We start from the raw sequence: 22,067 nt of genomic DNA on the forward strand, positions 1-22,067 counted from the left end.
TTTTTAGTTGTTGATGAAAATGGTATTCGTACTATGGTAACTGCTCAGCGGCATTTTGCAGGGCACCCGCAAGAAGCGTCTCCATCGCTGGGTTGCTTTCAAGGAACTCATCAAAGCCGGTACCATCCCGGAAATCCCGCTGGTCCTCATCGATGATGTTGATGTGCTGCGGCTCTGCGCCTTCCCCGTCAGTGATATCAACCACCTGTATCCAGGATGAAAGCTTCACCCATACGTCGGCCAGTGTAAGCCTATACTGTCTTCCGCTTTCCGAGGTAAATATCAGTTCGTTGGTCATTTGGCTTTTTTCAGTTTGGTTTTTACTTGCTTGATTTCATCCTCCAACCACTTAACCTGTTCTGGAAGCAGACTTGGGTCTTCGAGCGTCAGCTCGTGAAGCTTCAAAACAGCTTCGAGCGTTTTCTTGTCTTGTAGTGTATCCATTATCTTAATGCATTTACATAGCTTGAATGCGCGCCTATTTTAATCCGGTTGCCCAAATCATTATTATGGGTTGTGTCTGTGGTGAAGCTGTTACTTGTCGCCCCGGAATATTGATGAGCGATTCGATACCGGGTATCTCCTGTCGCGGACGCCCACCGGTCGAGCATTTCAAGGAACACAGGGAACGCATTGGAAACAGGAATCTCACACTGCTCGGAAACCATTTGCACCATCATGTCGATAAAATCCCGTAATGACGCCGTTCCGTAGTCGGTGAAGACGTTATAGGGAGTCGTGTCGGTCGTGCTAAATGGCTGCTGTGCCCGCGAACAGAAATCTACTGTCATTATCACTTTCGGCGAAAATGTTTCCGTGAAACTGCCCTCTGTCCGGGTGTATACATTGCTCTTTAACTCGTTCACGAAATCGACAAACACCTGCCCGAAATCGACCGGGTCAAAACTTGCTGTATATACCGCCAGCATGTTGATCGTGTTTGCCCCGTACCAAAGCAAATGCTCTTTCCAATAGGCATTGCGCCACGTATACGCTTTCAATTCATTGATGCCGTGGGAGCCTTTGGATTCATTTACAAAAATGCACTGATACAACTTGCTAGAATAGGAAACCCCGTTATAGCAAAGAGGTTTGCCGTCCTCGGTTGTATGAGTGACCGTGTAAGTCAGAAATACCGTTTGCCCAGGCGTACGTCTCATCTTCAACCGTTTCTGAACGATCGACTCTTTCAAGCCCGTGGCCGTACCCCATGCCGCATGCACTGTTGCGGATGCCTGTTGACTCCACAAGTGTCCGTTGGCCTCTTTCCATGTGTCGTCCGTTTCGTCAAGTACCTGAATCTTTCCGTTATTGCCTGATGAACCATCCCCAATTTTAATGCGTATCTCATCCGAGTGCGTGCTACCAGTTCGGTGCATGAAATGACTGGATTGTTCGCCGTTAGGGAATGGGTAAGAAAGTGAAACGACCGCCCCTTCCAGTTTTCGGGTCAGGATACGCTGTGCGGTCTGTGCCGGGGGAGAGGCATAAACCAAATCCCAATCAGGATCATAGTATTTGTCCGTTGCAGTTGTGGCGGATTCGGTAAACATAGGAGTCGCGCCACCATAGCCTTCCAGCATTGAGCCGGGAAGGCGAAGCTTCTGCATCGACCAATGCTTCATAATCTCGTCTGCTACGTGAGAAATGAAGCTATAATCGCTGGTGCATGGGAAACGATAAAGCCAGTCAGGACGTTGAGTACAGTAAAAATCCGTATCGATCGAGCCATTGATCCACCTTATTACAACATCCCGATCCTTCACACGCATCAGCTTTGCAATTGGTGCTAGGTACTCTTGCGCCTGTGCATTAATTGCGCTGGTGATTTGAGGTACCAAGCCCTTCGCCTGCAAATCTGTCATACGGTCAATGTAGTCTCCCATAAAAGACGGGTGCTGACCTATCCAAACGCCGCTCACAAGATTACCAAGAATGATAGTTCCCGGATACTTTGACGAAAGATCGTTTAGGTTGTACTTGTACAAATTGATAGTACCGCCCGTGCCCTTTGTGTCAAGCCCTGGGGGTACATATGCCGCAGGATAGGCATTTTGTGCCAGGCAAAGTACTTGATTGTTAGTAAGGGTGATTGACTGTGCAGGGATTGACCAATATCCTGACTTTTCATCCCTAATAGCCATACTGGAAAGTATCTCTACCTTATAGGTAGTACCGCCGTCAATAGTCCCAATTTTTACTTTACTCCTTTCCCCCAGGTACGCTTCCGGCCTGCGGGCCTGGAATGATTCCAGCGTTGTGGCGCGGGTCTGCAGGGAAGTTACAGGGGTCTTGTCTGTCATGAACGCCCACTTGGTAGTCCACTTGAAGCTAGATACATTGCCCAGTACGGCATAGCCTTTGAGAGGCCTATTCAGGGCAAGCAACGAGAACTTATAAAAATAAAGGCTCTCCCCGTTACCGCGCTTGTAAAGCTGTGGATCAACATAGCTGCTGCTTGAAGCAGAGAGCACCGCCGTTTCATTGTTACCAACTGTAATGGTCTGGCCGCTAGCAATGGTTCGGTAGCCACTTAGCGCATCGCGCACCGTTACGCCGCCCGAAACGGTAATCGTAGTGGTAGTACCTCCTTCCGTAATCACAATGTTAGCAGGAGGGCCGATTTCAAACTGCGAGTTATTTTTCTCGAAAAGTCTGGATTGAAGCGAAGGAAAGCGCGGGTTCCAGACAAAGCTTTGTACAGATGCTATCTCTGCCAGTCCATCCAGGACATTACTTAGGGAGTTGAATGTAACGGCACGCAAATAGATTTCTTCGCCTGTACCTTTGGTTTGTAATCCCGGAGAGGTATAAGCGCTGGGTGAACCAGAAAGTACAAGTACCTGATTATTGGCAACCGTAATAGTGGTCGGCTGAACAACACGAAACCCAAAGAATTCATCAAAAACGGTTGCTGTGGCTACAATTTCAACAGTAGCATCTATGTTGTTCTGAGTGATATCAAAACTTTCTGATGGCCCGATCTGAAACTTAACGTGGTTCTTTTGAAACTGTTGGTTAGCAGCTGAATCGGCAGATACATACGCCCATTTCCCTGACGGTTGCCCATATAGGAACCCCTGATCAATCGCTTGCCCAAGTACGTAGTCCTGAACCGTGCTGATAGGCAGGTTGCCAGGTGTGGTAATAACAACATAAGGATATTTCCCATCCACTACCAATGTATTCGGGTTGGCTGGTAAATCCGGTGTATCGGTTGCCACATTCCATGTACCCCACTGGTAGTACATCGTCGTGGCGCTCGCCGCTGCGCGTTCCGCCCGCTCGGCATATTCCAAAGCCAGGCGCTCACTGGTCGCGGCGAGCTTCGCATTGGTCACGTCAGTGAAATACGATACCCGGAAAACTCCCAGGCCGGGCGTATCATACTCTTCAACCACGTCCTCGGGAATGGCCCCGATCTTGGTAGGTGTAAGCTTTTGCTGAATGACGTAGCTGTCTCCAAATTTAAGGTTGACATATGCTCCCTTGACAGGCAGGAGCCTGTTTTGTTCGACCGTCAAACTAAGGGTAACGGTTTGGCCGTCAACGTCGACAACAGGGACAATGGTCGGCATATTAACCCCGTTATTGTCCCATACTTCGGCGGTTACCGGCCCGGTAATATCCACCTCAGGGAGAAACGGTATTACCCGCACCCAAGGATTCTCAGTGAAAACCTTTACGTCCCGTAGCTGATTCGGCTGGTTGCTGCTGCTCGCCATTGAAAAATCTGTTTATTCTTCGATAATAAAGTATCCTTCTTCCTCATCGACCAGGCTCAGGATTGCACCGTAAACATCGACGTGGGTCTTCATCGAGCGCCATGTTATGGACTTGGTTCGCTCTTTCACTTTGCCGGACAGCTCATCAGTAACCTTGACTTTTATCGGCGTCACGATGAAATCCGGCATAGTCTTCGCCCACAGATCCTGTTCTTCTTCTAGCAGGTCTTTATATTCCTGATCAGAAGTAACAGCCCGGTTATATTCCCTGTTGGCCTGCTCGGTCTCGGGTTTCCCATTGAACGGGATCCGGTGCCTTTCAAAAATCTGTTTCTTCTTACCTTCTATCCGGTCCAGGTCCTTGCCGATGGTGTATTCAATCGCCTTTCTCGCGCGGGCTCCAAGCGCGGATATTTTCAAATCAGTGTTGAACCCGAAAAGCCCCTCGCAACTGATTACCTCACACTGAGATTTCAGCACAAGCAACTCGCTCATGGAAATAGTGGTCTTCATTATCGATTTAGTAGTTGATGAATTATATCAAAAATACTTATTAAAATTAGATCATTATAGATTTTATCTATATAAATATGAATGCCTGACCTCACAAGACTTCGATCTTCTTCCACGCAGTGCCATTCCAGAAATAGTACCGGTTGTCGGGATCGTTATACCATAAAACTCCGGGCGACGAACCGCTGGCAGGAAGCGTTCCCGTTCCTGCTATGAATTCTCCATTTACAACCATATTGCCGACAACCGAGATTTGGGTACCGGTTTCAAACATAATGGCACTACCTACCAAGCCGCCCCCCGCATCCCACACGGCAACTTGTGGAAAAATACCTGTACCATGTACGATGTCAGTAGGTACCCCCGTCAGTGATGCCCACGGAACAGAACCTAACGATATTGTTACATTTCCAGAACCCACAAGCCTGTCGGTTAAGGTGCCGGAAAGGTCAATTCCGGCTCCCTCTACCAAGGTTCCCTTAGAAAAATTATCCTCCTTGCCCAAAAGCTGAAAATCCAGATAATCAAAAGTAACCCCGTCTACTATGCCGAAATCAGCAATGGTAATAGGCTTGCCGGTAACACCCGTCCAAGGCATCGATACGGCATTAATGGTAATGTTGGTACTGCCTAAAATAACGTTGGTGCCCGGCGAAGAAAAGGTGATATTTGAACCCGCTACCAGGTTGGCTGTCTCAATATCGTGCGTATGGGAATCCGCGCTTACGCTATTGGTAGTGGCGTTGGTAATCGTCGAAGGCGTGCCCATGTTGATAGTCACGCTTTCGTCCAGCACCCCCCCGTCCGTCAAACCGTTGCCCGCTATAACAGATTTATAGTTTGTGAAGTTATCCCAATCCAGGTAATAGGATCCGTGATGATCATCCAACAAATCGACGTTCAGCTTTTCAACCCATGCAGTTGAATTCACTACGAGCGGTGGAAGGACGCTGCCCAGAATTGTCAGCTGCGTTTCAAGGGTCACTTTGCCGGTAGCCCGCTCGATGAATATCGGCGTACCGAGCACCGCGCCAGCATCGCTAAACCTCCACCATGCAAAGTCATCCGTCGCGCCGATTTTACCAAACGTCCACCGGTTACCGCCTCCCGTCTGCAAACCAAAGCCGCGCACGTTGGAATTAACGGCCACGTTCGCAAGGAACTGACCGCCTTGGGCAACCAGGTTAATGCCATCCTCTTCCAGTATACTGTATGTCAAGGTGGTATTCGTCGCGTACTTGGCAAGCCGGTCGGCAAGACCAGGTCCGGTAGTAGTGCCCAACTGATTCTTAACCCACAGCGTCGTTCCTATCGTAGTATCCGAAGCAGCCGCAGCAGAAGCGCCATTCAGCACAGGAACCGCGTAAGGTTGCCCCGTTCCCGCTGTAAGCCTACCGATCAGCGAAAGGGTAGGGATGTCCAGCATTTCAACAAAAGTCACTCCCTTGGCCTTGATGCTGAATGTCCGGACTCCATCTGCATCTTCCTGCTCCAATGACTCATCATCAGCCACATAGTCGACCAGCCCGCCGCCCGGCTCCTCAACTGGTGCGTCATCGATATCAACGACAGGACCAAACGAGAAATCTGCCTGGTATTGGGCCACCATTTCATCATCCAAGAACCGCTCATAGATCACGCGGAACGTGCTCGGGAAGTGGTGTACTTTGCCGATTTCAGTTGAATCAAGGTTGTCAAACAGGTAGTAATCCGAAGTGGTTACAGCCTCGGCGTATTCCCGAAACTGAGGTAAACGCGTGTACAAAGCAATATCCTGCTGAACTAGCCCACCGTTTTTCAGCTCGAATAGCCGCTTTGTCTCCCTGTTGAAAGGTTCAGACGTGCCATCGTTCAATACCGTCCAGTTGGCCGGCATCGGCGTAATGGAATTGCCCGATGGCGCAAGCTCGGTAATCAGGTTGAAATTCGTCGTATTGGCCGGGCGGGTGCCCAACTTTAAGCCGACTGCCGTGGGCTGCGGGTTGCGCTTGTTAATGGAAAAACTGATAGAGCGGTCATACTGCTCAGCGCTCTCATGTTCAAGCGTCAAAAGCAGATCATACAGCGCAGGAGCCAGGACCTGCCCCGCTCCGCCAAACAGCTCATAGGTAACATCCTCAACAGCCGGATCCTGCGTGTAAACGTTGATATGTACATCCGAGCCGCCCGAGGTCAAAATCGCGGTAGCCAGATCATGCAGCACCCCGTCGATGATCATCTTGACCTCGACCGCGCCCTTTGCGTCGAACATGGAAGAGCCGTCCGGATTGATCGGGCCCAATAGCGTGTCGCTATCCGCATCCCATAGCTCAAACTGCGCCTTGGCAAGATATGCCTCATCAAAGAGCGTAAACCGGATCTCTTCCCGCGTATCCAGTACCAGATTATCCGGCTCTCCTTCAACCCGGTAGGTAGCCGCCGTGATATCGTAAAAACCAACCTGGGAAGGCAGATAACTACCAATAGTATACGTTGCGCTGCCATCGCTACTCACAAGGTCGTACGGGTCGGCGGTCGGCTTAATATCCAGCCCCATACCCACAAGGCGCGAATACCATCCCTGATGAGCCCCGGTAACCTGAACCAAAATATCAAACGCGCTTTCCGGTTTCTCAAAGCCAGAACCCTGAACGATCTCCCCGACAACCACCGGCGCGCCTGTCGATAGGTCGCGCAGAAAGTATTTAATCAAAGTCGGCTCAACCACTTGCAGGTTCACCTGTATCAACATCGTACGGTCGATAGCATCGTAAACCTCAATGAGCATTTTATCAATACCAACCTGGGTAGGTTTGCCGGTAACCGCCAGATCATTGAAAACAATCGTCTGATTGGAAACCCATGAAGGCCGGTCAAGTACCCGGTACAACAAACCCTTGCCTGTGTGGTCCCCATATGGGTCAAGGTAGTCAGCAAGCTGCAAATGCTTCGTCTGCTGCTTACCCTTGACAAAAATCAAATTAGGGAACGGCAGGAACTTGGGAGGCCAGCTTTCAATGAAATCCTCCGAAGGCTCGACTTCTATCGGGATTTTCAGCATCAAATCCTCTCCATCAGGCCCAACCAATTCCATCAAAATAAAATGAGGGCCCGAAGTAGTAGGCTTGCCAATCCACTGCACCTGTAAAATACCATCATCCGGAATCTCTTCCTCTTCCAGATCCTCGCCCCGGTAAATGAAAATCTCACTGATCCACGCCGGCCACGACAACAGCTGAGCTTCCAAAGTATTAGGCGTATGCGAGGACATGATCAGCGGCGCGAAATCAAGCACGCGGTAATCCTCATCCTCTACAAGGATTTCGTATTCAAATGGCTCGATATCATCAAGAACGATTTCCTCGACCTTGGTATTAGCCGGACCGCCAGCACCGGAGGAAGACGAAGAGCCGCGGTACATCCGGTTAAACCCGCCGTTGTCGTCAGTCAGATAAATATCCTCATCCGGCAGCGCCTCAAAGTTAAGCTCACTGAGCTTAATCGTATACTCCATTTCCTTCGGCTTCCACTTCCACTGAGTGATCGTAAAGAAGGTAGTAGGGTTAACCGGCTCATCGTAGCCACTATAAACCGAATGGATTGGAAGCAAACCGTATCCCTTGAACACACCTTCATAAATATCTCTTCTTCCACACAAAAGCCTCACGGTTTCGCGTAGTGCCTTTTTCTGGATGGGCTCTGTTATCGAATCGGTCGGGTCTACCGCGCCGTTCACCAGTCCACTCCATGCCTGGGTAAGTGCGCCGCCTGGAAGCGTCATATAACCAGTCATTACCCGGTTAACCTCCCTGCTCTGCTCAGGCGTGGTAATGTCGATTTTATCAGCAATACTCATCTGAAAATCAGCAGGGTTCGGGTTTCTGATTTTCGATTTAGTATCGATCTGATATTTATGCTGCCCCTCGTAAACGGTATCCTCAACCACGTACAACATTAAGTCTTCCAATGAAAGGAAAACATTGCCTCCGTTGTAACCGGGTCCCTGAATGCCCGGGAATATCCGTAAGCGTAATACTACTATCGCCCCTTCCGGACGGTCAAGGTAGTTGGTGATTTTCTTGCTCTCAATCTCGAATTCCTGCAATTCAAGGTCGTGATAACTCTTTGATTCAGGGTCGTATTGCGATTGACTGGACCTGACACTGTAAGTTCGGTCCTCTTTCTTGGAGTAAAACCAGTCCCCGTTATCGTCCAGATAATCATTGAATTCGCGCTCTGTCTCATTGATTGACAGCATGAAGGTGCATGACAGTGCATTGAGTGCTTTGAAAGCCCCACGAAGCACAATTTTGGTCGGCTTACGGTAATCTGTCGGGATATCGAAATCACCCAGGTTCAACTCAATAGGACCCGAATCGAAATAAACAAACGGCTTAAAGGCACGCTTCTTTTTTTTCGGGTCAAACTCGATATGCTCGGTAAATTCTATACGGTATGGATCATCCGGACGTCCGGCGCCTCCACGTTGCCAGTCAACAGAACCAATATGATTATTCCAGCCCGGCACAGTTCCGAACACAGGTCCGGAAAACGTTCCGTTTGAAAGGCGGTTAACTGGAATTCCCGGATTTACTGTTGCTGTCACAACACTATTCCGCATGGCAATGCTCTGCTTCACGGTCTTACGGGTAGGGGAAACACGCGGCACATCGGGCGTATATTCCTCTCTTCCAAATGCCGCAGCCTGAACCCGCATCTCACTGCCGATCGGGTCGCCGCTGGCATTGAATTTCCAAACCTTGCCCGAATATGACGCCTGCTCTTTCACGCGTATAATCTCCCACGCGCCATTAGTCTGTACAACAAAAGCACGTAGGCTGCTCAATGTTTGAGATAGAACATCATAAGCCTTCATCCCCCGAAGGCCGTCTGCATCGATTATTGCCTGTGAAAGCGGGCTACTACCCAGTGACATGCCCTGCTCATACAAATTAATAGTTGTATGGATAGGCAATTCAAGCTCAGTCGTAGAAAGGCAGTTTGCAATAATCTTGATCAGCGAAAGCTCTCCTTCCACGAACGAACCGAACGCATCCAGATAGTAACTGTCACGTAGCAACGGTAAGCCACATGTGCCGGAGAAGGAAACACTGTAACGCTTTGGCAGAAAAGGCTGCTCGGCATTTATCGGGGAAACATACCCATGAAAAAGAACAGTTGCATTGTCAGACTCATCCAGCTTGCTAAGCCGGATCCTGTATTTAAAGTCATCAGTGATATACAGTTGGGTAACATCAAAATCAATCCCATCCTCGGCAATCCAGTTAAAAGTATATTTCAATGAGCGGACCGGCTCGAAGGGATCCGAAAAATCCTGCATCTCGACAGCGCAAGGATCGCCATAAGATTTCACGCGGACGGAAGTGCCCGCATAATCCCGCTCCAAAACCTCAACCAAAAAGTTACCCTCCCCCGCATCGCGCAGGTCAGAAAAGTAAGAATACCACCTTACACCGTATGCCATTATCTATAATAGTTCGCCTCCAATCCAGCCCGGTTGTTTGCCAGGTGAATAGTAGTTCCTCTCAACTCTCCTTCAAATGAAACTTTCATATTTGGGTTATATGCCCCCACGCCCACGGCAGGCGAATTGATCGAACCGGTATTGGTCCGCTTGATCATCGCAGAAAGCTGCTGCTGTTCACGAACCGGGAAAACCATTTCACCAGGGGTAAGCATCACAGGAATCCGGTCGGTACCCATTGGCTCAGCAATGCCGCCATCCCACATACGGGACATTCCTTGATTTTGGCTCTTGGTTGCGCTTGCTTTTAGAGCCGCTCCCGCAGCTACTGCCGCTGCCCCGATCGCAATTGCCGCTACTGCCGCACCAGGAGTAGTAATACTAGCCTCTAAGGCCGCTTTAAGCCCTGCTTTCAGAATTCCGTAGGTTATTAATGCTTTGCCTATTTGCTGAATCATGTCGCCAAAAGCTGCGGCTACTTTTGCACCTACGTCCTCTATGCCCCCCGTGCCCGCCGCAATTTCCCCCAATCCCTCCGCGAGACCAGAAAGCACTTCAACACTGCCATTTGTCAGTATGCTATTAATTGCCTTGCTTAATTGCTCATCGAGATTCTGAGTAGCAATAGATAGGTCATTTGATGAATCGGATGCGGCGTCTTGGGCAAGTTTGTTACTCCACCATGCCTGAGTCATTTTGTTGATCTGATCCGTAATATGATCATAGTTCAGATCGCCTCCCATTGACACAGGACTGCTGAATTCCTCGTGGGACTTTGTGAATGAACCATCGTTGAACTTGCGGACGGTACCCGTATTGCTCATCAACGGCCCGGAAATATTAGAACTCGGGCGCTCTGCATAGTGCTTCCGAACCGCCTCCTCGGCAGCAGCTATACCGTCACGGATCCGCTGATCAGAGTCCGCAATCTCTTGCCTTGTGATTTCATCAAGTGCGCGCTTCCGCTCGGCAGCGGCTTTTTTCATCGCCGCAATAATCTTCTGATTAGCCTTTTCCTCAGCCTCAGCCCGGTTCTGTGCCGCAGCCGCGGAAATATCAAAATCAGCTTGCGCGTATTCAGAAGGCATCTTGCCTCCACGAGCGCCAGACTGCGCCCAACCAATCGGCATTCCATTACCGTAAGAAGTGGCTTTATTAAGGACTTTGCGCTGGTTCTCAGTATCAATCTGCCCCTTGTATCCAAACGGGTCAAGTTCATAGTCAACACCAAAGAGCCCGCTGGAAGCTTTAACCGCAGCCATTGAAATAGCCGCGCCGCCTGCGGCCATAATGCCATGCTCCCGGTTGATTTTATTGAGAATGTCCAGCAACCCGCCAGCATCATCAGCAGCAGTCGCCAAAGCTGTTTTTCCACCGGATGTATCAAACAAACCATCCAGCAACAGCGTCAGCTTGCTATGCGCGTATTCGATCCGGTCGCCCAGGTCCTTAGCGTCATTCTGCGGCACATCGCCGAGCGCATTCTTTAATTCAGCGGTAAGTTTTGGCAGCACCGTCGAAACCGCATCATCGCTTTCCTTCAAAACTGCATTAAGCTCAGCAGCCGTCAGGTTCATTCCCTGGGCCACTTTTACAAATGCCTCGTAAAGGCGCTTATCGAGCTCGTCGGATAGATTTGTCGAATCGACTGTGCCCTGCTTCATCTTATCGACAAAGCCGCCTAATCTATCCGTCGTATCAGTGAGAGAGTAGCCGATTTTACCCGAGGAAACAGTGAGGTCATCGAACATCTGTTGTGTCCTGGCCCCCTCATTGATCGTCCCACGGGTCTCGCGGGTAAGCGTATTGTACCCCTCGGCAATCATGAAGATGCTCTTGTGGTACTTGTCGGCCACATCTTGCAGCGCCTTTTGGTTGCGCTCGTAATTTTGCATGGTGCCGCTTGCAACCCGCAGGCTCTTATCCAGTGCACTTACCTGCTCGTTGGCATTGTAGATGGCTTTACCCATTGCCAGAGCGGTCGTAACGAACGCACCACCGGCAATAGCGGAAACCTTGCCGATGATGTCCTTATACTTCTCAAACGTAGAACCGGTTTGCTTAACCTGGCTCTCGGTCTTCTTCGCGCTTTCAATTACCTTCTGGTTGGCCTGCTCGACCTCATCCATCCCGGCAACGCTATATTTTACCTGTAATTCAGGTCCGTTCTCGTTAGCCATCTTACTCAGTGAATTTTGACAGGCTCTTCTCAGCCATCATGCCATCGAAAAATTCATTTAATGCAATCCGGTCCATATCCTCAGAGAGTGGCATGAACTGGTAAACCTCAACCCGGTCCTCCTTGGCAACTGTCGGATTGTAAAGAAGGGTACCCAGAAGGCGGGTATGGCGCCATGACTCCTCCCATCTTCCATTGTACCCTTCCAGCTCGATAGAAAGCTCAAAAAGCGTCCTGTCGCAAAGCTCCATGTAGGAAATATTCAAGTCTCGGACGGCAATTCGGCCGAGCTCATCCATTGTCAGTGGCTCTCTTCGCTCTGATTCTCTTTTTTTTTCTGCTGCTCCTTGATTTCAGGCGGTAGGTTAGATTCCTTCGGAGGCGACCCGCCATTGCGGATAGCCTTGAAAAAAGCCACATACACATTGTTCAGCTGATCAGATCCGGGCCCGCCTATCTCATCAATCCAGTTAGCGGCATCTATCAGGCGGTATCCTGGGCCACCTTCAAACTGGTTGACGTAGTTGGCCCCGCACCATAGGACTGCCGGCAGGAATCTGCCAGGCTGTTTGACAACAGGAAATTTCTCAGTGACTTTCACCATCTGCCCATCCTGCTCAACTTCCGTTTCCTGATCCACGAAATCAAAAAGCTTCGTATAGATTTCGGAGGACTTGATTTGAAAATGTTCGCAGAAATCAGTAATAGCAGCAAACCCGAATTTCATCGGGATCACTTCGCCACTTTCCAGCGTCAGCGTGCAGTAACCGATCAGCTTGTTAATCTGTTGGGCCATTACGCGATCACAGTTTTAGTAATCGGGCCGTTGCCTTTCAAATCCACTGAATAGGTCATTTCACCTTCCGCAGCAGCAGAAAATGGCGTAAACTGAGTGAGCATAAATTGAGCTTCGAACGCCAAATCACCAGTGAGCGCCGTAGTAAACACGATCGTCAGGAAAGCACGGTTAAGATACGCATCCACCAAATCACCAATACCAGTCTTTCCGGCAGTGGTAGCGTAGTTTGTGCGCCCGGTTCCCTTAGCCGAGTACGACCGCAAACCGTGAATGATCTCCTCGTAACCGCCAGAATCGCGGTCGGTTGATGGAATATCCGCCACATTCAGCGACAGGGATATATCCATTGTATGTTGAATCTCCTTGTTGGGCGTACCCTTCACAAAGATTTTCTGCGCGGTTCCATTTACCTTCATTGTCGTCTGTTGTTGAAGTGTTAAAGTTGTTCTGTCAAATGCTCGATAACGAGCACCTTTTCGTATATCCGTCTGTCAGGCAGATCGGTTTTGTATGGTCGGTTATCTGCCAGCTTAGCACCCATGATATTAAAGCCCTCTGCCTGAATGTTGGTAGTCCCCGGTAGCGGTATTACCCGTTCAAGTATTTCATTACCAATAGCGTCGGCCAATAATCCGTCGCCAAAGTCACCGTCGAATGCAGTAAAAACAGTCAGATGAACAATTACCTTTCCGTCAAAGGAATCCCGGGTATTCGTGTTGCTGGTCCCGATTGAAGTCAGAAGTATATAAGGTTCGAGCGTGTCGTAATCGGCAGTCAACTCATAAAACCGAATCGTCTTGCCATTGACAACCATTCCGTCCAGCAAACTGCAATAGCCTATCGTCAGCGGCCCAATAATGTCTTTCATTAGCCACGCGGGTTAAGCTTCCTCATATTTTCGATGAACCGATTACCCTCTTCAATGTAGGTATCCACCAAATACGGGTGAGCCTTCATTGTCCCTTTTCCGTTTTTGTAGAATTGCCATGCAACCGCCTCCCATTCGAACGGTAATTGCTTCACGCGTACAGCGGCGAAAGGACCCGTACCAAACTCCACGTATGCCGCAAAGTGATCCTTCTGCGTATTGCCCGCAAACACCCATGCCGTAAGCTTCTCACGGTCATGTTTCATGTTGATGCTTGAACGAACAGCAGCAATGTCGGAAGCAGTCTCAGCATCGTCGTCCTGAAAAGGCTGACAACGCCGCTTCGCCATAGCCTCAGTCCGCAGCGCGGTGCCGAGTACTTCCTGATTTGCTTTCAGTATCAGATCCTTTTCCCAATTGTTGATTCTCGCAATGAAAGATTCAACACCACCGACTTCAATCTTCATCCCTGCTTCACTTTGGTCATCATAAAAAAAACCACCCGGTTACGGGTATCGACCTGCTTGATGTTTTTGATCAGGTATTTCTCACCCTCAAAAACCACCTGCATATCCTCCTTGGGAATCATACCATCCTCGTAGCGAACGGTTACATTGTAGAGCTGAATAACAGTCATTTTGCCATTCTCAACGCTAGTTAGCGTCTTGCCTGGGACAACTTTTGCCATCAATTCGAATACAAACTCGTACGCGCCAGAACTGCCGCCACGTGAAGTCCGCGTACGCGTCAAGCTGTAAAACCCAATAGCATCTCTTAATTCTCCGGGATTCATGCCGTCCAAGGGATTCGCCGGTAACGCCGGCAGGTTGCTTTCCAATCATTAGGCAGCTTCTGTACAACCTCGAAAGACACGCCGGGGCGCTGCTCAAAACTATCCAAGGCATGCTTCATAATCGCCAGCTTGATATCTTCCGGAATCTTATCGTCTGCATAACCAGCCTTGTAGCTGATCACAGTCGGCTCGGTCCTGGTAACATTGATGCTGACGAATGAGCCCATAAGCCCCTCACGTTTGTAGTCAACAGCTTCGGCTTCATCGTCGGCAACACTGGAAATCTCGTTTACCGGCCCATAGGGTAACTCCTCAGCCCCGTAGGTGCAATCCACTTCCTCCCAACGAACAACGATATCAGTCGGCACCAGGCTAATGCAAAGGAAACCCTCAATGTGAATGCGAGCAGCCCTGAGAAGACTTTCCAAGACCGAATCATGCCCAACAGAGCGAACCTGGACATACGTTTTAAGCATATCCAAACTAACCGGCTCCGTCGCGCTAGTTTCAGTCTTGATGATATCGAATCCGCGTGTTGGCATAGGTTACTGTTCGGTCTGAGCTTTGGTTTTGCCCGTTTCCTTGGCCTCCTTGGTAACAGACTTCTCTTTGCTCTCCTTCGACTCTTCGGCAGGATTTGCAGTCTCCTCATCAAGCTCACGGATCGTACCGCTCGCCAAAAGAACATCTGCGCGGGCTTTATCGAGCTTGATCGTCGAATCCGTGCCGTAATATTTGTGATTGTCTTTACTGTCCGAAACAGGTTTAAGAACGATGTAATTTTTCATACGAACGAAGTTAAAAAAGGGCACAGGGTGAGCCCGGTACCCTTTCTGGTTTCTACTTATTTGCTGATGAAATGCTTAGATTGTCGTTGCGACGTTAGCCAGGTCAACGTAACGGAACGCGAGCGGTTCATCGATCTCCAAGCCTTCTTCTGCTTCAAGACGAATGGTTACCAAGTTTTTCCGGAAGTTGTCGACATCCTCGTAGCTAAACTCGATATTGAGTGATTCACGGGTCAGCATACGGATTTTGTCGCCAGCCCAATCCCCGACAAACAAATCATTCTGATTTACCGCCGTGCTCATTACCAGAGGAACGCCGGCGATCGCCATCGGGAACTGTTGATTTGGCAAGAACAACATCGGGAATGAATATTCGCCGGTAGTCGTCTTGTATTTCAGCAATTCCGCATAGTTCAACGGCCGAAGAACCGCGCCAGTCGGATTGTAATCCTTGTCAAGAAGATCAAAAACCGTATTCAGGATTGCCTCATACATATTCGGCATTGCACCCGTGAACTCCGGTGCCACCTCTTTCAATCCCTTAATCTCGTTGACTCCGCTACCGTAGAACATATACCTGTCCTCCGCCTTGTAGAAACGCTCGGTTCCTTTCGAAAGAATGGAATCCTGCAACCAAGGGATATTTTTCAGGTTCTGCTTTGATACCAGGTACCAACCCGCAATGGTGTAGGCAACAGCCTGCTCCATCTTGAATTTTTCTTGCAGTTGCGCCTTGGTATCGCCCTCGTTTACCTGCACTGCGAAATCACCCTCGCTGCTCAACCATTGCGGATAGAAAATAATATCTGATCCCATAGGAGAGTTTGCAACCAGGTCGCGAAAGTGGACCAGTCGCTGCGGGCCCAAATACGGATTCTGACGATACTCGGGATTTGCACTGATAGGATTACCACCGCCATCAACCAAAGTAACTGCGGTCGTCATCAGACCTGCCGCTTTGGAGCGCTCTGAAAGTTCTTCCTGGATTTTATCCATTTTAAACGAAGCTTTCGCACTCTGGTTGGTGAACGATTCACCTTTCAACGCCTCGGTCAAGCCTTCGCCTAAGCGGTCTTTGAAAGACTTGCTTACCTGTTGCTGACCGAAATTAGGTGTGTTCAGTTTCATAACAACTTCCTCCACCTGTTCGGACAAACCTTTGATTTTATCAGGGTTATCTTTCAGGGTTTCAAGCTGCCCTTCCAGCTCTTTAACCTTATCAAGTCCGGATTTATTCTCTTTGATGCTTTCTTCCAGACCTTTGATAGCCTTATGAAGATCCGCACCAAGGTCCTCCACCTTCTTGACAATTTCTGCCTCAGTTAGTGCCATTTTGAACTGCGTTTTTAAATTTGTCGATGATATTTATGAGTGACGCCTGGCTTAGATCCTCATCCGCAGTGGTGCCCTGGCCTTTTGGGTCCGGCTGTTGAATCGATTTCAGTAGTTCGCCGATTTGGTTGTAAACAGTTTGAAATTCCTCCATACTCTTATCTGTATACGTTCCGTCTGTAAGCGCCTTTTTCAAGCGCCCGTACATCGCATGCAGATCGTCAATGGATTTGGAAATTGAAATAAGAGGGGTATGCTTGTTCGCGCCCCAGAAGTGAAGGCTCGAACCTTCCTTCATTTTGCACTCGTAAATGTTATTGACCTTCGCAATTGCATCCGGCTTCTGCTGTGTAGGAACGATACGGATAGAGTGTTCTGTAATCAATCCGTGATGACACTTCAAAAGGAAATCCTGCGCATCAGCGTGCGGACCTACCAACCCCACATAACGAAGTCCGAAACTATCCTCCTCCAATTCAAGCAACCGGGTAAACGGCCGCTTCTCTTCGTGATCAATCACGTGCTTAATGCGCGGGAAGGATGACTTTGGCCCTATCTCAGCAATGGTCTTTTTGTAGGATCCGGGATGGATGATATCTCCGTCATCGTCTGCAAAACCAAACGACGAAAAGTAACCTTCAACCTTGCCGCCTTTAACGTCAACATCCCGAAAGGTTGTACCATCCTTGTACGCCTGACCTACGCCTTTGAAGATATCCATTTGGACCTGAGAAGAATCAATTTTGACAAATATAGATAATATCTATTCAATTATAAATTTCATTGAAGATATTTATAATCAAATTTTTGGAAGCGGGTTCAACAAATATGGATCAGGGAAAATATCCTCACGGTCGCCGCTCGGAAGGTAAGCCACCGTACACCGGCAGTTGCAGCACTCAGCTGCGCCGCCCGCGGGATCGCCAGGGAAATCCATCCGCGATTCACCTACCGTAAACTTCTCATCTGCACCGATCGGATCTGGGTTCTTCCAGTGCGTATCCCGAACCCGTTCGTCCTGAGTATGAATCCAGATTTTATCCAGCTTAATCCCCATGCCCTTAATAGACTCATAAGCCGATTCTTTTGCCGCCGCGTTGGCGATGTAGGTTGTCTCAGTCCGGGCAATCAGCTTTGCACGCTCCTCGCTCCACTGGCCGTCCATTTCCTGGTGCATACGGCGCGCGATGGCGCTCGGCCTTACTTCCTCCTTCACAGCCTGGCCCAGGACCGCGCGTAGCTTTTTCTTGATGGTATTGGAAACACTCGTTACTCGCCTTGCCACATTGAGCGAATAAACCAGGTTCTTTAAACGCCGGAGCCAATCCGGATTAAAGAAGTTCGCCCCAAAGCCAGAGTCAGCAGAACCCACATCGACAGTTATACGTCCGCGTTTCTGCCGCTCCTTCGGAAGTCTGGTCTTGATATCTTTCTCAGCCCAAATGTAATGAACCTTGCCCACGTAAAGGTAAAAGTCAATGAAAGCCCGCTCAATAATCCTACGGTCAACCAATGTATCCAGATTCGACAATGCAGCCTGAGGACCATGCGCTGCCGCATACGTCATTACCGGCGCAATAGTGCTCAAAATCGCCTTTCGAAAATGAGCAACACCACTACGCTCGTAACGGGCATTCTCCTTCGCATACCGGAACCAATACCGCTTCCTTTCCGCAGCGTTCATTTCTTCTCGTTGTTGGTGAAAGTAAACCGGCCATCGATATCATTCCGGATTGACAGCGGAGGAATCCGGTTTCCGTGGATAACCAGATTGATGCATCCATGTCGAAGGAAATTCAACCTATGCATGAAATCGTCCGTTTTCCATACCGTACTGTAACTACCTCCGTCGATCATCGCATGCAGGTCTGAAACCAATCCTCCATCGCCTTTGAAGACCATATCGGGATCCTCCATTTGCATTGGCTGCATGCACGGGGTAGCCTGTACGTAAGGGACATTCAATATCCCATCCGAAATAATACCCAAGATCGCCTGAACAGAATCGTTACCGGACAATTCCCTGAGGCGTATCAGTTCCTGGGCCATATCTGCAAGCATCTTGCTTTGCAAGCCCAGATCAATCAAAAGGTTTTGCTCACGCTCTGTCATTTCAATTTAGGTAACCAGATAGTTCTTTGTTTTCCTCCCAAGTATTTAAAATCTGATTTCCACCCTGTTAAAGGTTTAACCCAATACATGAAACCCCATCGAGAAACAATGGTGTAGTTGCCTTTGCGGTCTTTTGTCATCCACTTTGTGAGTCGAACAAATAAAAACTGCAAAAAGAATTTGTTAATAAACTCAGTGCCAGTCATATGAATTATTGTTTAGGTTCCTTATCCTCCTCATCTTGTTCATACATGCTTGCATCAACCTGAGGGCCGATAGGGTCAAGACCCATTTTAGATACCATTTGCTTCCCGGAAGGGATCAGAGGTTCGTCCATGTTCTCATGCTCAGTGTCCTCATCCCATCCGCATGCAGCGCGGAACTCGTTTGACGAAAGCGGGATCTTTTCCAGATACTTCACCTTATCCACAAGTTTTTCTTGCAGCTCGGGAAATACATCCAAATCAAAGTCAAGATAATATTTGCCGGCAGCATCATAGGAGGGTAGAAACCATGTATTAAGCGTTTCAGCCATCGTGCGCAACTCGGGAAGTACAGCGTCGGTCAGCGACATTTTAGTTGCCGATTCCATGTTGTTGTAAGTAGTCTGGTCTGACCAGTTAAAAATGATCGACTGAACATGGAAGGCTGCACAGATATCAGCCTTGGAAATCTTTTGACTCTCAGCAATGCCAAGATCCTGCGGACTGAAACCAACACGGATAACGCCAAGCGGGTCTGAATTAATCAGAATACTTCCAGGCCCAGAATTATTGATTTTCTTATCCCAGATATCGCGGGTCTTCTGAAACTGCTCAAAATTAACCTCGCTGTTGTCCGGCGTGTTGGTGTTAAAGACGATATCACGGATACCCTTCTTTTGAAACAAATCAGTTTCTGCCTCGTTGCCCTCGTTGTACTTCTGCACGATCTTACGCAGTGGATAAAGCGTCGGCATCCCTCTGAGCCAATCAATTTCATTTTCGTAATCAGGCGAGAAATTACGGCCCTGCCCAACGTTGGCCGCAGGAATCTTAACCTGCTCATTGTGCTGCAAAAAATACGATTCAATGGGCTGCATCATACCACCCGACCGGATGCCGACGTAATGAGAGGGTAGTAGGGTAAGCTTTCCTATCTTGCCTTTTGTCGGATCCATCACGCTACCGCTTCTGGTGCCCATCCAATAGTAAGACCCGTTCGAAGACTTGAAAATAAACGACCCGTAGGCAAACTCCGACCACGAAGGCATCATTTCGTTGGGCCGCTTCAACACCCGCATGATTTCGTGGTTCGGGTCTTCAACCTCCGAAAGCGCTTTTCTCTTCTCTATCATTGCCTCAGTCAGTAGCCGGCCAGGCTGCTGAATAAGTGATTTATACTTTGACAGCGCTTTCGTGTCCTTCACTGTATAAAGCACAAGTGGCGCCTGGGCAATCTTCTTGCCAACCCAATCCATAACAGTGAAAACAGCATTGTTACCCTTGAATCCCTCATCCAAAAACTGTTTACCCGCGCCATTATACCAAAGTACTTGCCCTCCCATAGTGTAACGGAAAAGCACCTCTTGCGGTGTAGGGTTGCTCCGCTTCGGCTTAATCTGCGGCGGTTTAGGCATCTGCCCAATATTGAAAAGTCCCATTATCCTCCTCTGTTTTGTACTACAACTTTGCTTAACAATGTGAAAACTACATAGCGGGCAGCATCCAAAAGGTGATTCCACGCGTCAACGGGTGTTTTTGACTTCTTGTCATGCCACACGTAATTATTCAATTCCTTGATCAGGTTGATGCTCGAAGGGTCGATAACCAATTCATAATCCTGCATCATCGCAATACCGGCAGTAATAGAACCAGGCGGCTTAAATGCCTCCCGGATATTTACCCCGCCTTTCTTGATCTCAGCGATCAGGCGCGGCTCTGCACTATCAGCGATAATCAAATGGTTTCCAGCAATCTCCTTGTTCTTGCGGATAATCTCGCTGGTTACCATCAAAGGCTTATAAAGCTGCTCTTTGAGGTAGATTTTCTTCTGAGCCCTGTCGATCGATACACGGACAAGCGTCGTCGGATCCACACTGAACCCGTAATCCTGGCCGTACACCGGAACGCCGATCTCACGAAAATCATCGATCGTCCAGTTGTCATAGATAACACCCTCAGCCCGGTCAAGCCATCCGCCCAATACAACATGCTTGAAGTAGCTCCACTTCTTCACCGTCGCCCGGTCGGCACGCTGACGCTGCTCCGGCGTCATCTTCTCGTAGAGCTCGTAAGCCTTACGCTTGTCCTCAAAGTCAAACCAAATAGCGTCTGCAATATGCTCCCGCTCCATATCCAGATACGAAGCATGGATGTAAAGCACATTGTCCTTTACGCCATTAAACCCTTCGGGCACACCCCTATCTTCAAAGAACTCCTCAAAGACCCAATGTTCTTTGGTCGCCGGGTTAAGGATGAGGATGTTCAAGTTCCGTACATCCACAGCCCGTATTGACTTTCGAATCTTATCCCAATCCTGAAACGTCGGAACCTCCTCAGCCTCCTCAGTGATGAAAATCGAAAAGTCCTTCAAGGATTTAAGGCTAGCCGTCTGGTTGCCCGAGCTGGTCTTATGACCCTTGAAAACTATTTTACTCCTATTGGTCGTCCCGTCTATCCGGCCATTCTTGACAATGAAAGACGAAGCGCAATTCAATAAATCTATCTTCTCCTCAAACTCAGGCACAATTGAATCCTGTGCAGCTGTCAGCGTATAGCGCGTATACAGAATCCTGTGGTTATAGTCCTTCGCAGCAACACAGGACCAAAGCCCCGTAGCAAATGACTTTTGAGAATGCCGCCCGCCAGTCATCACAACCGTATCTACACCATACAGCGGGGAGCTCTTCTTCGCACTCAGCCAGGCAAATAAAGGTTCATACTTCTCACTGATTTTCAGAGTTCTCGACATCCTGAATTCCCTTTCCAAATACGATCGTCGTAGACTCTACCGGCAACCCACCCGAAGTATGATCAATGGTTTTCCGATCAATCAGCTTACCATGCATTTGCAGTACCTTGGCAACCGCATCTTTCGAATCGTGGATCTCGATCTCAGTGTAAACCTCGGTGATATTTGGCACCCCTTTTTTAGGATCTCCCATAATCGTCCTCCTGGTCTGCTTCAACTTCTTGATCAAATGCAGATTCTCCTGAGCAGGAAGTGAGGCCAAATCCACCACAACATTGCTCTGATCATCAATTCCCAGAAACGGCGTCATCTTGCCTCGCCCAAAGTCCGACATCCGAATCAGCGCCTCATTAGCTGACATACAGTGCGCTTCAACCCGATCATCAATGGCTTTTTTAATTTCAGGTTTTTTAAGGTTCTCATAACCAATTACTCCACAGGTCTTTTCTGAGTATCCCGCGCGAAACGCAGCCCCGGATGCATTCCAATCCTTGGTGTATTCTTCGACAAAGCGGCGCTGCTTTGGGGTTAGATTTTCCATA

General features: G+C 48.9%; 21 protein-coding genes. All 21 read right to left on the reverse strand.

Annotated features, from left to right (window positions below; genetic code table 11):
* Positions 1-31: 31 nt before the first annotated feature.
* Positions 32-298, reverse strand: coding sequence for a hypothetical protein (locus AAHB90_RS25240; RefSeq protein WP_342088006.1), 267 nt, complete (start codon positions 296-298; stop codon positions 32-34).
* Positions 295-444, reverse strand: coding sequence for a hypothetical protein (locus AAHB90_RS25245; protein ID WP_342088007.1), 150 nt, complete (start codon positions 442-444; stop codon positions 295-297). The genes AAHB90_RS25240 and AAHB90_RS25245 overlap by 4 nt, the downstream gene beginning before the upstream one ends.
* Positions 444-3,725 (reverse strand): hypothetical protein, encoded by a 3,282-nt coding sequence (locus tag AAHB90_RS25250; RefSeq protein ID WP_342088008.1) that lies wholly within the window; start codon positions 3,723-3,725, stop codon positions 444-446. The genes AAHB90_RS25245 and AAHB90_RS25250 overlap by 1 nt, the downstream gene beginning before the upstream one ends.
* Before the next feature lie 12 nt (positions 3,726-3,737).
* Positions 3,738-4,238: a hypothetical protein gene (locus tag AAHB90_RS25255; protein ID WP_342088009.1), complete on the reverse strand. Its 501-nt coding sequence runs from the start codon at positions 4,236-4,238 to the stop codon at positions 3,738-3,740.
* Between the two features lie 91 nt (positions 4,239-4,329).
* Positions 4,330-9,702 (reverse strand): hypothetical protein, encoded by a 5,373-nt coding sequence (locus tag AAHB90_RS25260; protein ID WP_342088010.1) that lies wholly within the window; start codon positions 9,700-9,702, stop codon positions 4,330-4,332.
* Positions 9,702-11,882: a hypothetical protein gene (locus AAHB90_RS25265; RefSeq protein WP_342088011.1), complete on the reverse strand. Its 2,181-nt coding sequence runs from the start codon at positions 11,880-11,882 to the stop codon at positions 9,702-9,704. Before AAHB90_RS25265 ends, AAHB90_RS25260 begins: the two co-directional genes overlap by 1 nt.
* Before the next feature lies 1 nt (position 11,883).
* Positions 11,884-12,180: a hypothetical protein gene (locus tag AAHB90_RS25270; protein ID WP_342088012.1), complete on the reverse strand. Its 297-nt coding sequence runs from the start codon at positions 12,178-12,180 to the stop codon at positions 11,884-11,886.
* Positions 12,181-12,182: 2 nt separating this feature from the next.
* Positions 12,183-12,677, reverse strand: coding sequence for a hypothetical protein (locus AAHB90_RS25275; RefSeq protein WP_342088013.1), 495 nt, complete (start codon positions 12,675-12,677; stop codon positions 12,183-12,185).
* Positions 12,677-13,096, reverse strand: coding sequence for a hypothetical protein (locus AAHB90_RS25280; RefSeq protein WP_342088014.1), 420 nt, complete (start codon positions 13,094-13,096; stop codon positions 12,677-12,679). Before AAHB90_RS25280 ends, AAHB90_RS25275 begins: the two co-directional genes overlap by 1 nt.
* Positions 13,097-13,116: 20 nt before the next feature.
* The gene (locus AAHB90_RS25285; RefSeq protein WP_342088015.1) at positions 13,117-13,548 is read right to left on the reverse strand and encodes a hypothetical protein; all 432 of its coding nucleotides are present in this window, start codon (positions 13,546-13,548) and stop codon (positions 13,117-13,119) included.
* On the reverse strand, positions 13,548-14,015 hold the full coding sequence (locus tag AAHB90_RS25290; RefSeq protein ID WP_342088016.1) for a hypothetical protein: 468 nt from the start codon (positions 14,013-14,015) through the stop codon (positions 13,548-13,550). The genes AAHB90_RS25285 and AAHB90_RS25290 overlap by 1 nt, the downstream gene beginning before the upstream one ends.
* The gene (locus AAHB90_RS25295) at positions 14,012-14,341 is read right to left on the reverse strand and encodes a head-tail adaptor protein (RefSeq protein ID WP_342088017.1); all 330 of its coding nucleotides are present in this window, start codon (positions 14,339-14,341) and stop codon (positions 14,012-14,014) included. Before AAHB90_RS25295 ends, AAHB90_RS25290 begins: the two co-directional genes overlap by 4 nt.
* Positions 14,338-14,883: a head-tail connector protein gene (locus AAHB90_RS25300; RefSeq protein ID WP_342088018.1), complete on the reverse strand. Its 546-nt coding sequence runs from the start codon at positions 14,881-14,883 to the stop codon at positions 14,338-14,340. Before AAHB90_RS25300 ends, AAHB90_RS25295 begins: the two co-directional genes overlap by 4 nt.
* Before the next feature lie 3 nt (positions 14,884-14,886).
* The gene (locus tag AAHB90_RS25305; RefSeq protein ID WP_342088019.1) at positions 14,887-15,129 is read right to left on the reverse strand and encodes a hypothetical protein; all 243 of its coding nucleotides are present in this window, start codon (positions 15,127-15,129) and stop codon (positions 14,887-14,889) included.
* A 75-nt stretch (positions 15,130-15,204) separates the two neighbouring features.
* A complete protein-coding gene (locus AAHB90_RS25310) occupies positions 15,205-16,461 on the reverse strand; it encodes a phage major capsid protein (RefSeq protein ID WP_342088020.1) in 1,257 nt (418 codons plus the stop codon).
* Entirely contained in the window at positions 16,448-17,182 is a 735-nt protein-coding gene (locus AAHB90_RS25315; protein WP_342088021.1) for an HK97 family phage prohead protease, read from the reverse strand. Before AAHB90_RS25315 ends, AAHB90_RS25310 begins: the two co-directional genes overlap by 14 nt.
* A gap of 78 nt (positions 17,183-17,260) precedes the next feature.
* On the reverse strand, positions 17,261-18,145 hold the full coding sequence (locus tag AAHB90_RS25320) for a phage minor head protein (RefSeq protein ID WP_342088022.1): 885 nt from the start codon (positions 18,143-18,145) through the stop codon (positions 17,261-17,263).
* Complete coding sequence (locus AAHB90_RS25325) at positions 18,142-18,573, reverse strand: hypothetical protein (protein ID WP_342088023.1); 432 nt, start codon at positions 18,571-18,573, stop codon at positions 18,142-18,144. Before AAHB90_RS25325 ends, AAHB90_RS25320 begins: the two co-directional genes overlap by 4 nt.
* A 211-nt stretch (positions 18,574-18,784) precedes the next feature.
* Positions 18,785-20,215 carry a phage portal protein gene (locus AAHB90_RS25330; RefSeq protein ID WP_342088024.1) on the reverse strand — a complete coding sequence of 477 codons (1,431 nt, stop codon included), beginning with the start codon at positions 20,213-20,215 and terminating at the stop codon, positions 18,785-18,787.
* Complete coding sequence (locus tag AAHB90_RS25335; protein ID WP_342088025.1) at positions 20,215-21,525, reverse strand: PBSX family phage terminase large subunit; 1,311 nt, start codon at positions 21,523-21,525, stop codon at positions 20,215-20,217. The genes AAHB90_RS25330 and AAHB90_RS25335 overlap by 1 nt, the downstream gene beginning before the upstream one ends.
* Positions 21,500-22,066 carry a terminase small subunit gene (locus AAHB90_RS25340; protein WP_342088026.1) on the reverse strand — a complete coding sequence of 189 codons (567 nt, stop codon included), beginning with the start codon at positions 22,064-22,066 and terminating at the stop codon, positions 21,500-21,502. The genes AAHB90_RS25335 and AAHB90_RS25340 overlap by 26 nt, the downstream gene beginning before the upstream one ends.
* Position 22,067 lies beyond the last annotated feature (1 nt).

Source organism: Dyadobacter sp. OTU695 (assembly GCF_038440355.1).
Taxonomy (GTDB): Bacteria; Bacteroidota; Bacteroidia; order Cytophagales; family Spirosomataceae; genus Dyadobacter.

What these genes read in the sequence shown, in the direction of transcription:
- AAHB90_RS25255 (WP_342088009.1), bottom strand. Translation starts at nt 4,238, where the DNA reads ATGAAGACCACTATTTCCATGAGCGAGTTGCTTGTGCTGAAATCTCAG.
- AAHB90_RS25295 (WP_342088017.1), bottom strand. Translation starts at nt 14,341, where the DNA reads ATGAATCCCGGAGAATTAAGAGATGCTATTGGGTTTTACAGCTTGACG.
- AAHB90_RS25305 (WP_342088019.1), bottom strand. Translation starts at nt 15,129, where the DNA reads ATGAAAAATTACATCGTTCTTAAACCTGTTTCGGACAGTAAAGACAAT.
- AAHB90_RS25270 (WP_342088012.1), bottom strand. Translation starts at nt 12,180, where the DNA reads ATGGATGAGCTCGGCCGAATTGCCGTCCGAGACTTGAATATTTCCTAC.
- AAHB90_RS25265 (WP_342088011.1), bottom strand. Translation starts at nt 11,882, where the DNA reads ATGGCTAACGAGAACGGACCTGAATTACAGGTAAAATATAGCGTTGCC.
- AAHB90_RS25280 (WP_342088014.1), bottom strand. Translation starts at nt 13,096, where the DNA reads ATGAAGGTAAATGGAACCGCGCAGAAAATCTTTGTGAAGGGTACGCCC.
- AAHB90_RS25330 (WP_342088024.1), bottom strand. Translation starts at nt 20,215, where the DNA reads ATGGGACTTTTCAATATTGGGCAGATGCCTAAACCGCCGCAGATTAAG.
- AAHB90_RS25335 (WP_342088025.1), bottom strand. Translation starts at nt 21,525, where the DNA reads ATGTCGAGAACTCTGAAAATCAGTGAGAAGTATGAACCTTTATTTGCC.
- AAHB90_RS25250 (WP_342088008.1), bottom strand. Translation starts at nt 3,725, where the DNA reads ATGGCGAGCAGCAGCAACCAGCCGAATCAGCTACGGGACGTAAAGGTT.
- AAHB90_RS25340 (WP_342088026.1), bottom strand. Translation starts at nt 22,066, where the DNA reads ATGGAAAATCTAACCCCAAAGCAGCGCCGCTTTGTCGAAGAATACACC.
- AAHB90_RS25320 (WP_342088022.1), bottom strand. Translation starts at nt 18,145, where the DNA reads ATGAACGCTGCGGAAAGGAAGCGGTATTGGTTCCGGTATGCGAAGGAG.
- AAHB90_RS25245 (WP_342088007.1), bottom strand. Translation starts at nt 444, where the DNA reads ATGGATACACTACAAGACAAGAAAACGCTCGAAGCTGTTTTGAAGCTT.
- AAHB90_RS25290 (WP_342088016.1), bottom strand. Translation starts at nt 14,015, where the DNA reads ATGAAGATTGAAGTCGGTGGTGTTGAATCTTTCATTGCGAGAATCAAC.
- AAHB90_RS25260 (WP_342088010.1), bottom strand. Translation starts at nt 9,702, where the DNA reads ATGGCATACGGTGTAAGGTGGTATTCTTACTTTTCTGACCTGCGCGAT.
- AAHB90_RS25325 (WP_342088023.1), bottom strand. Translation starts at nt 18,573, where the DNA reads ATGACAGAGCGTGAGCAAAACCTTTTGATTGATCTGGGCTTGCAAAGC.
- AAHB90_RS25300 (WP_342088018.1), bottom strand. Translation starts at nt 14,883, where the DNA reads ATGCCAACACGCGGATTCGATATCATCAAGACTGAAACTAGCGCGACG.
- AAHB90_RS25285 (WP_342088015.1), bottom strand. Translation starts at nt 13,548, where the DNA reads ATGAAAGACATTATTGGGCCGCTGACGATAGGCTATTGCAGTTTGCTG.
- AAHB90_RS25240 (WP_342088006.1), bottom strand. Translation starts at nt 298, where the DNA reads ATGACCAACGAACTGATATTTACCTCGGAAAGCGGAAGACAGTATAGG.
- AAHB90_RS25315 (WP_342088021.1), bottom strand. Translation starts at nt 17,182, where the DNA reads ATGGATATCTTCAAAGGCGTAGGTCAGGCGTACAAGGATGGTACAACC.
- AAHB90_RS25310 (WP_342088020.1), bottom strand. Translation starts at nt 16,461, where the DNA reads ATGGCACTAACTGAGGCAGAAATTGTCAAGAAGGTGGAGGACCTTGGT.
- AAHB90_RS25275 (WP_342088013.1), bottom strand. Translation starts at nt 12,677, where the DNA reads ATGGCCCAACAGATTAACAAGCTGATCGGTTACTGCACGCTGACGCTG.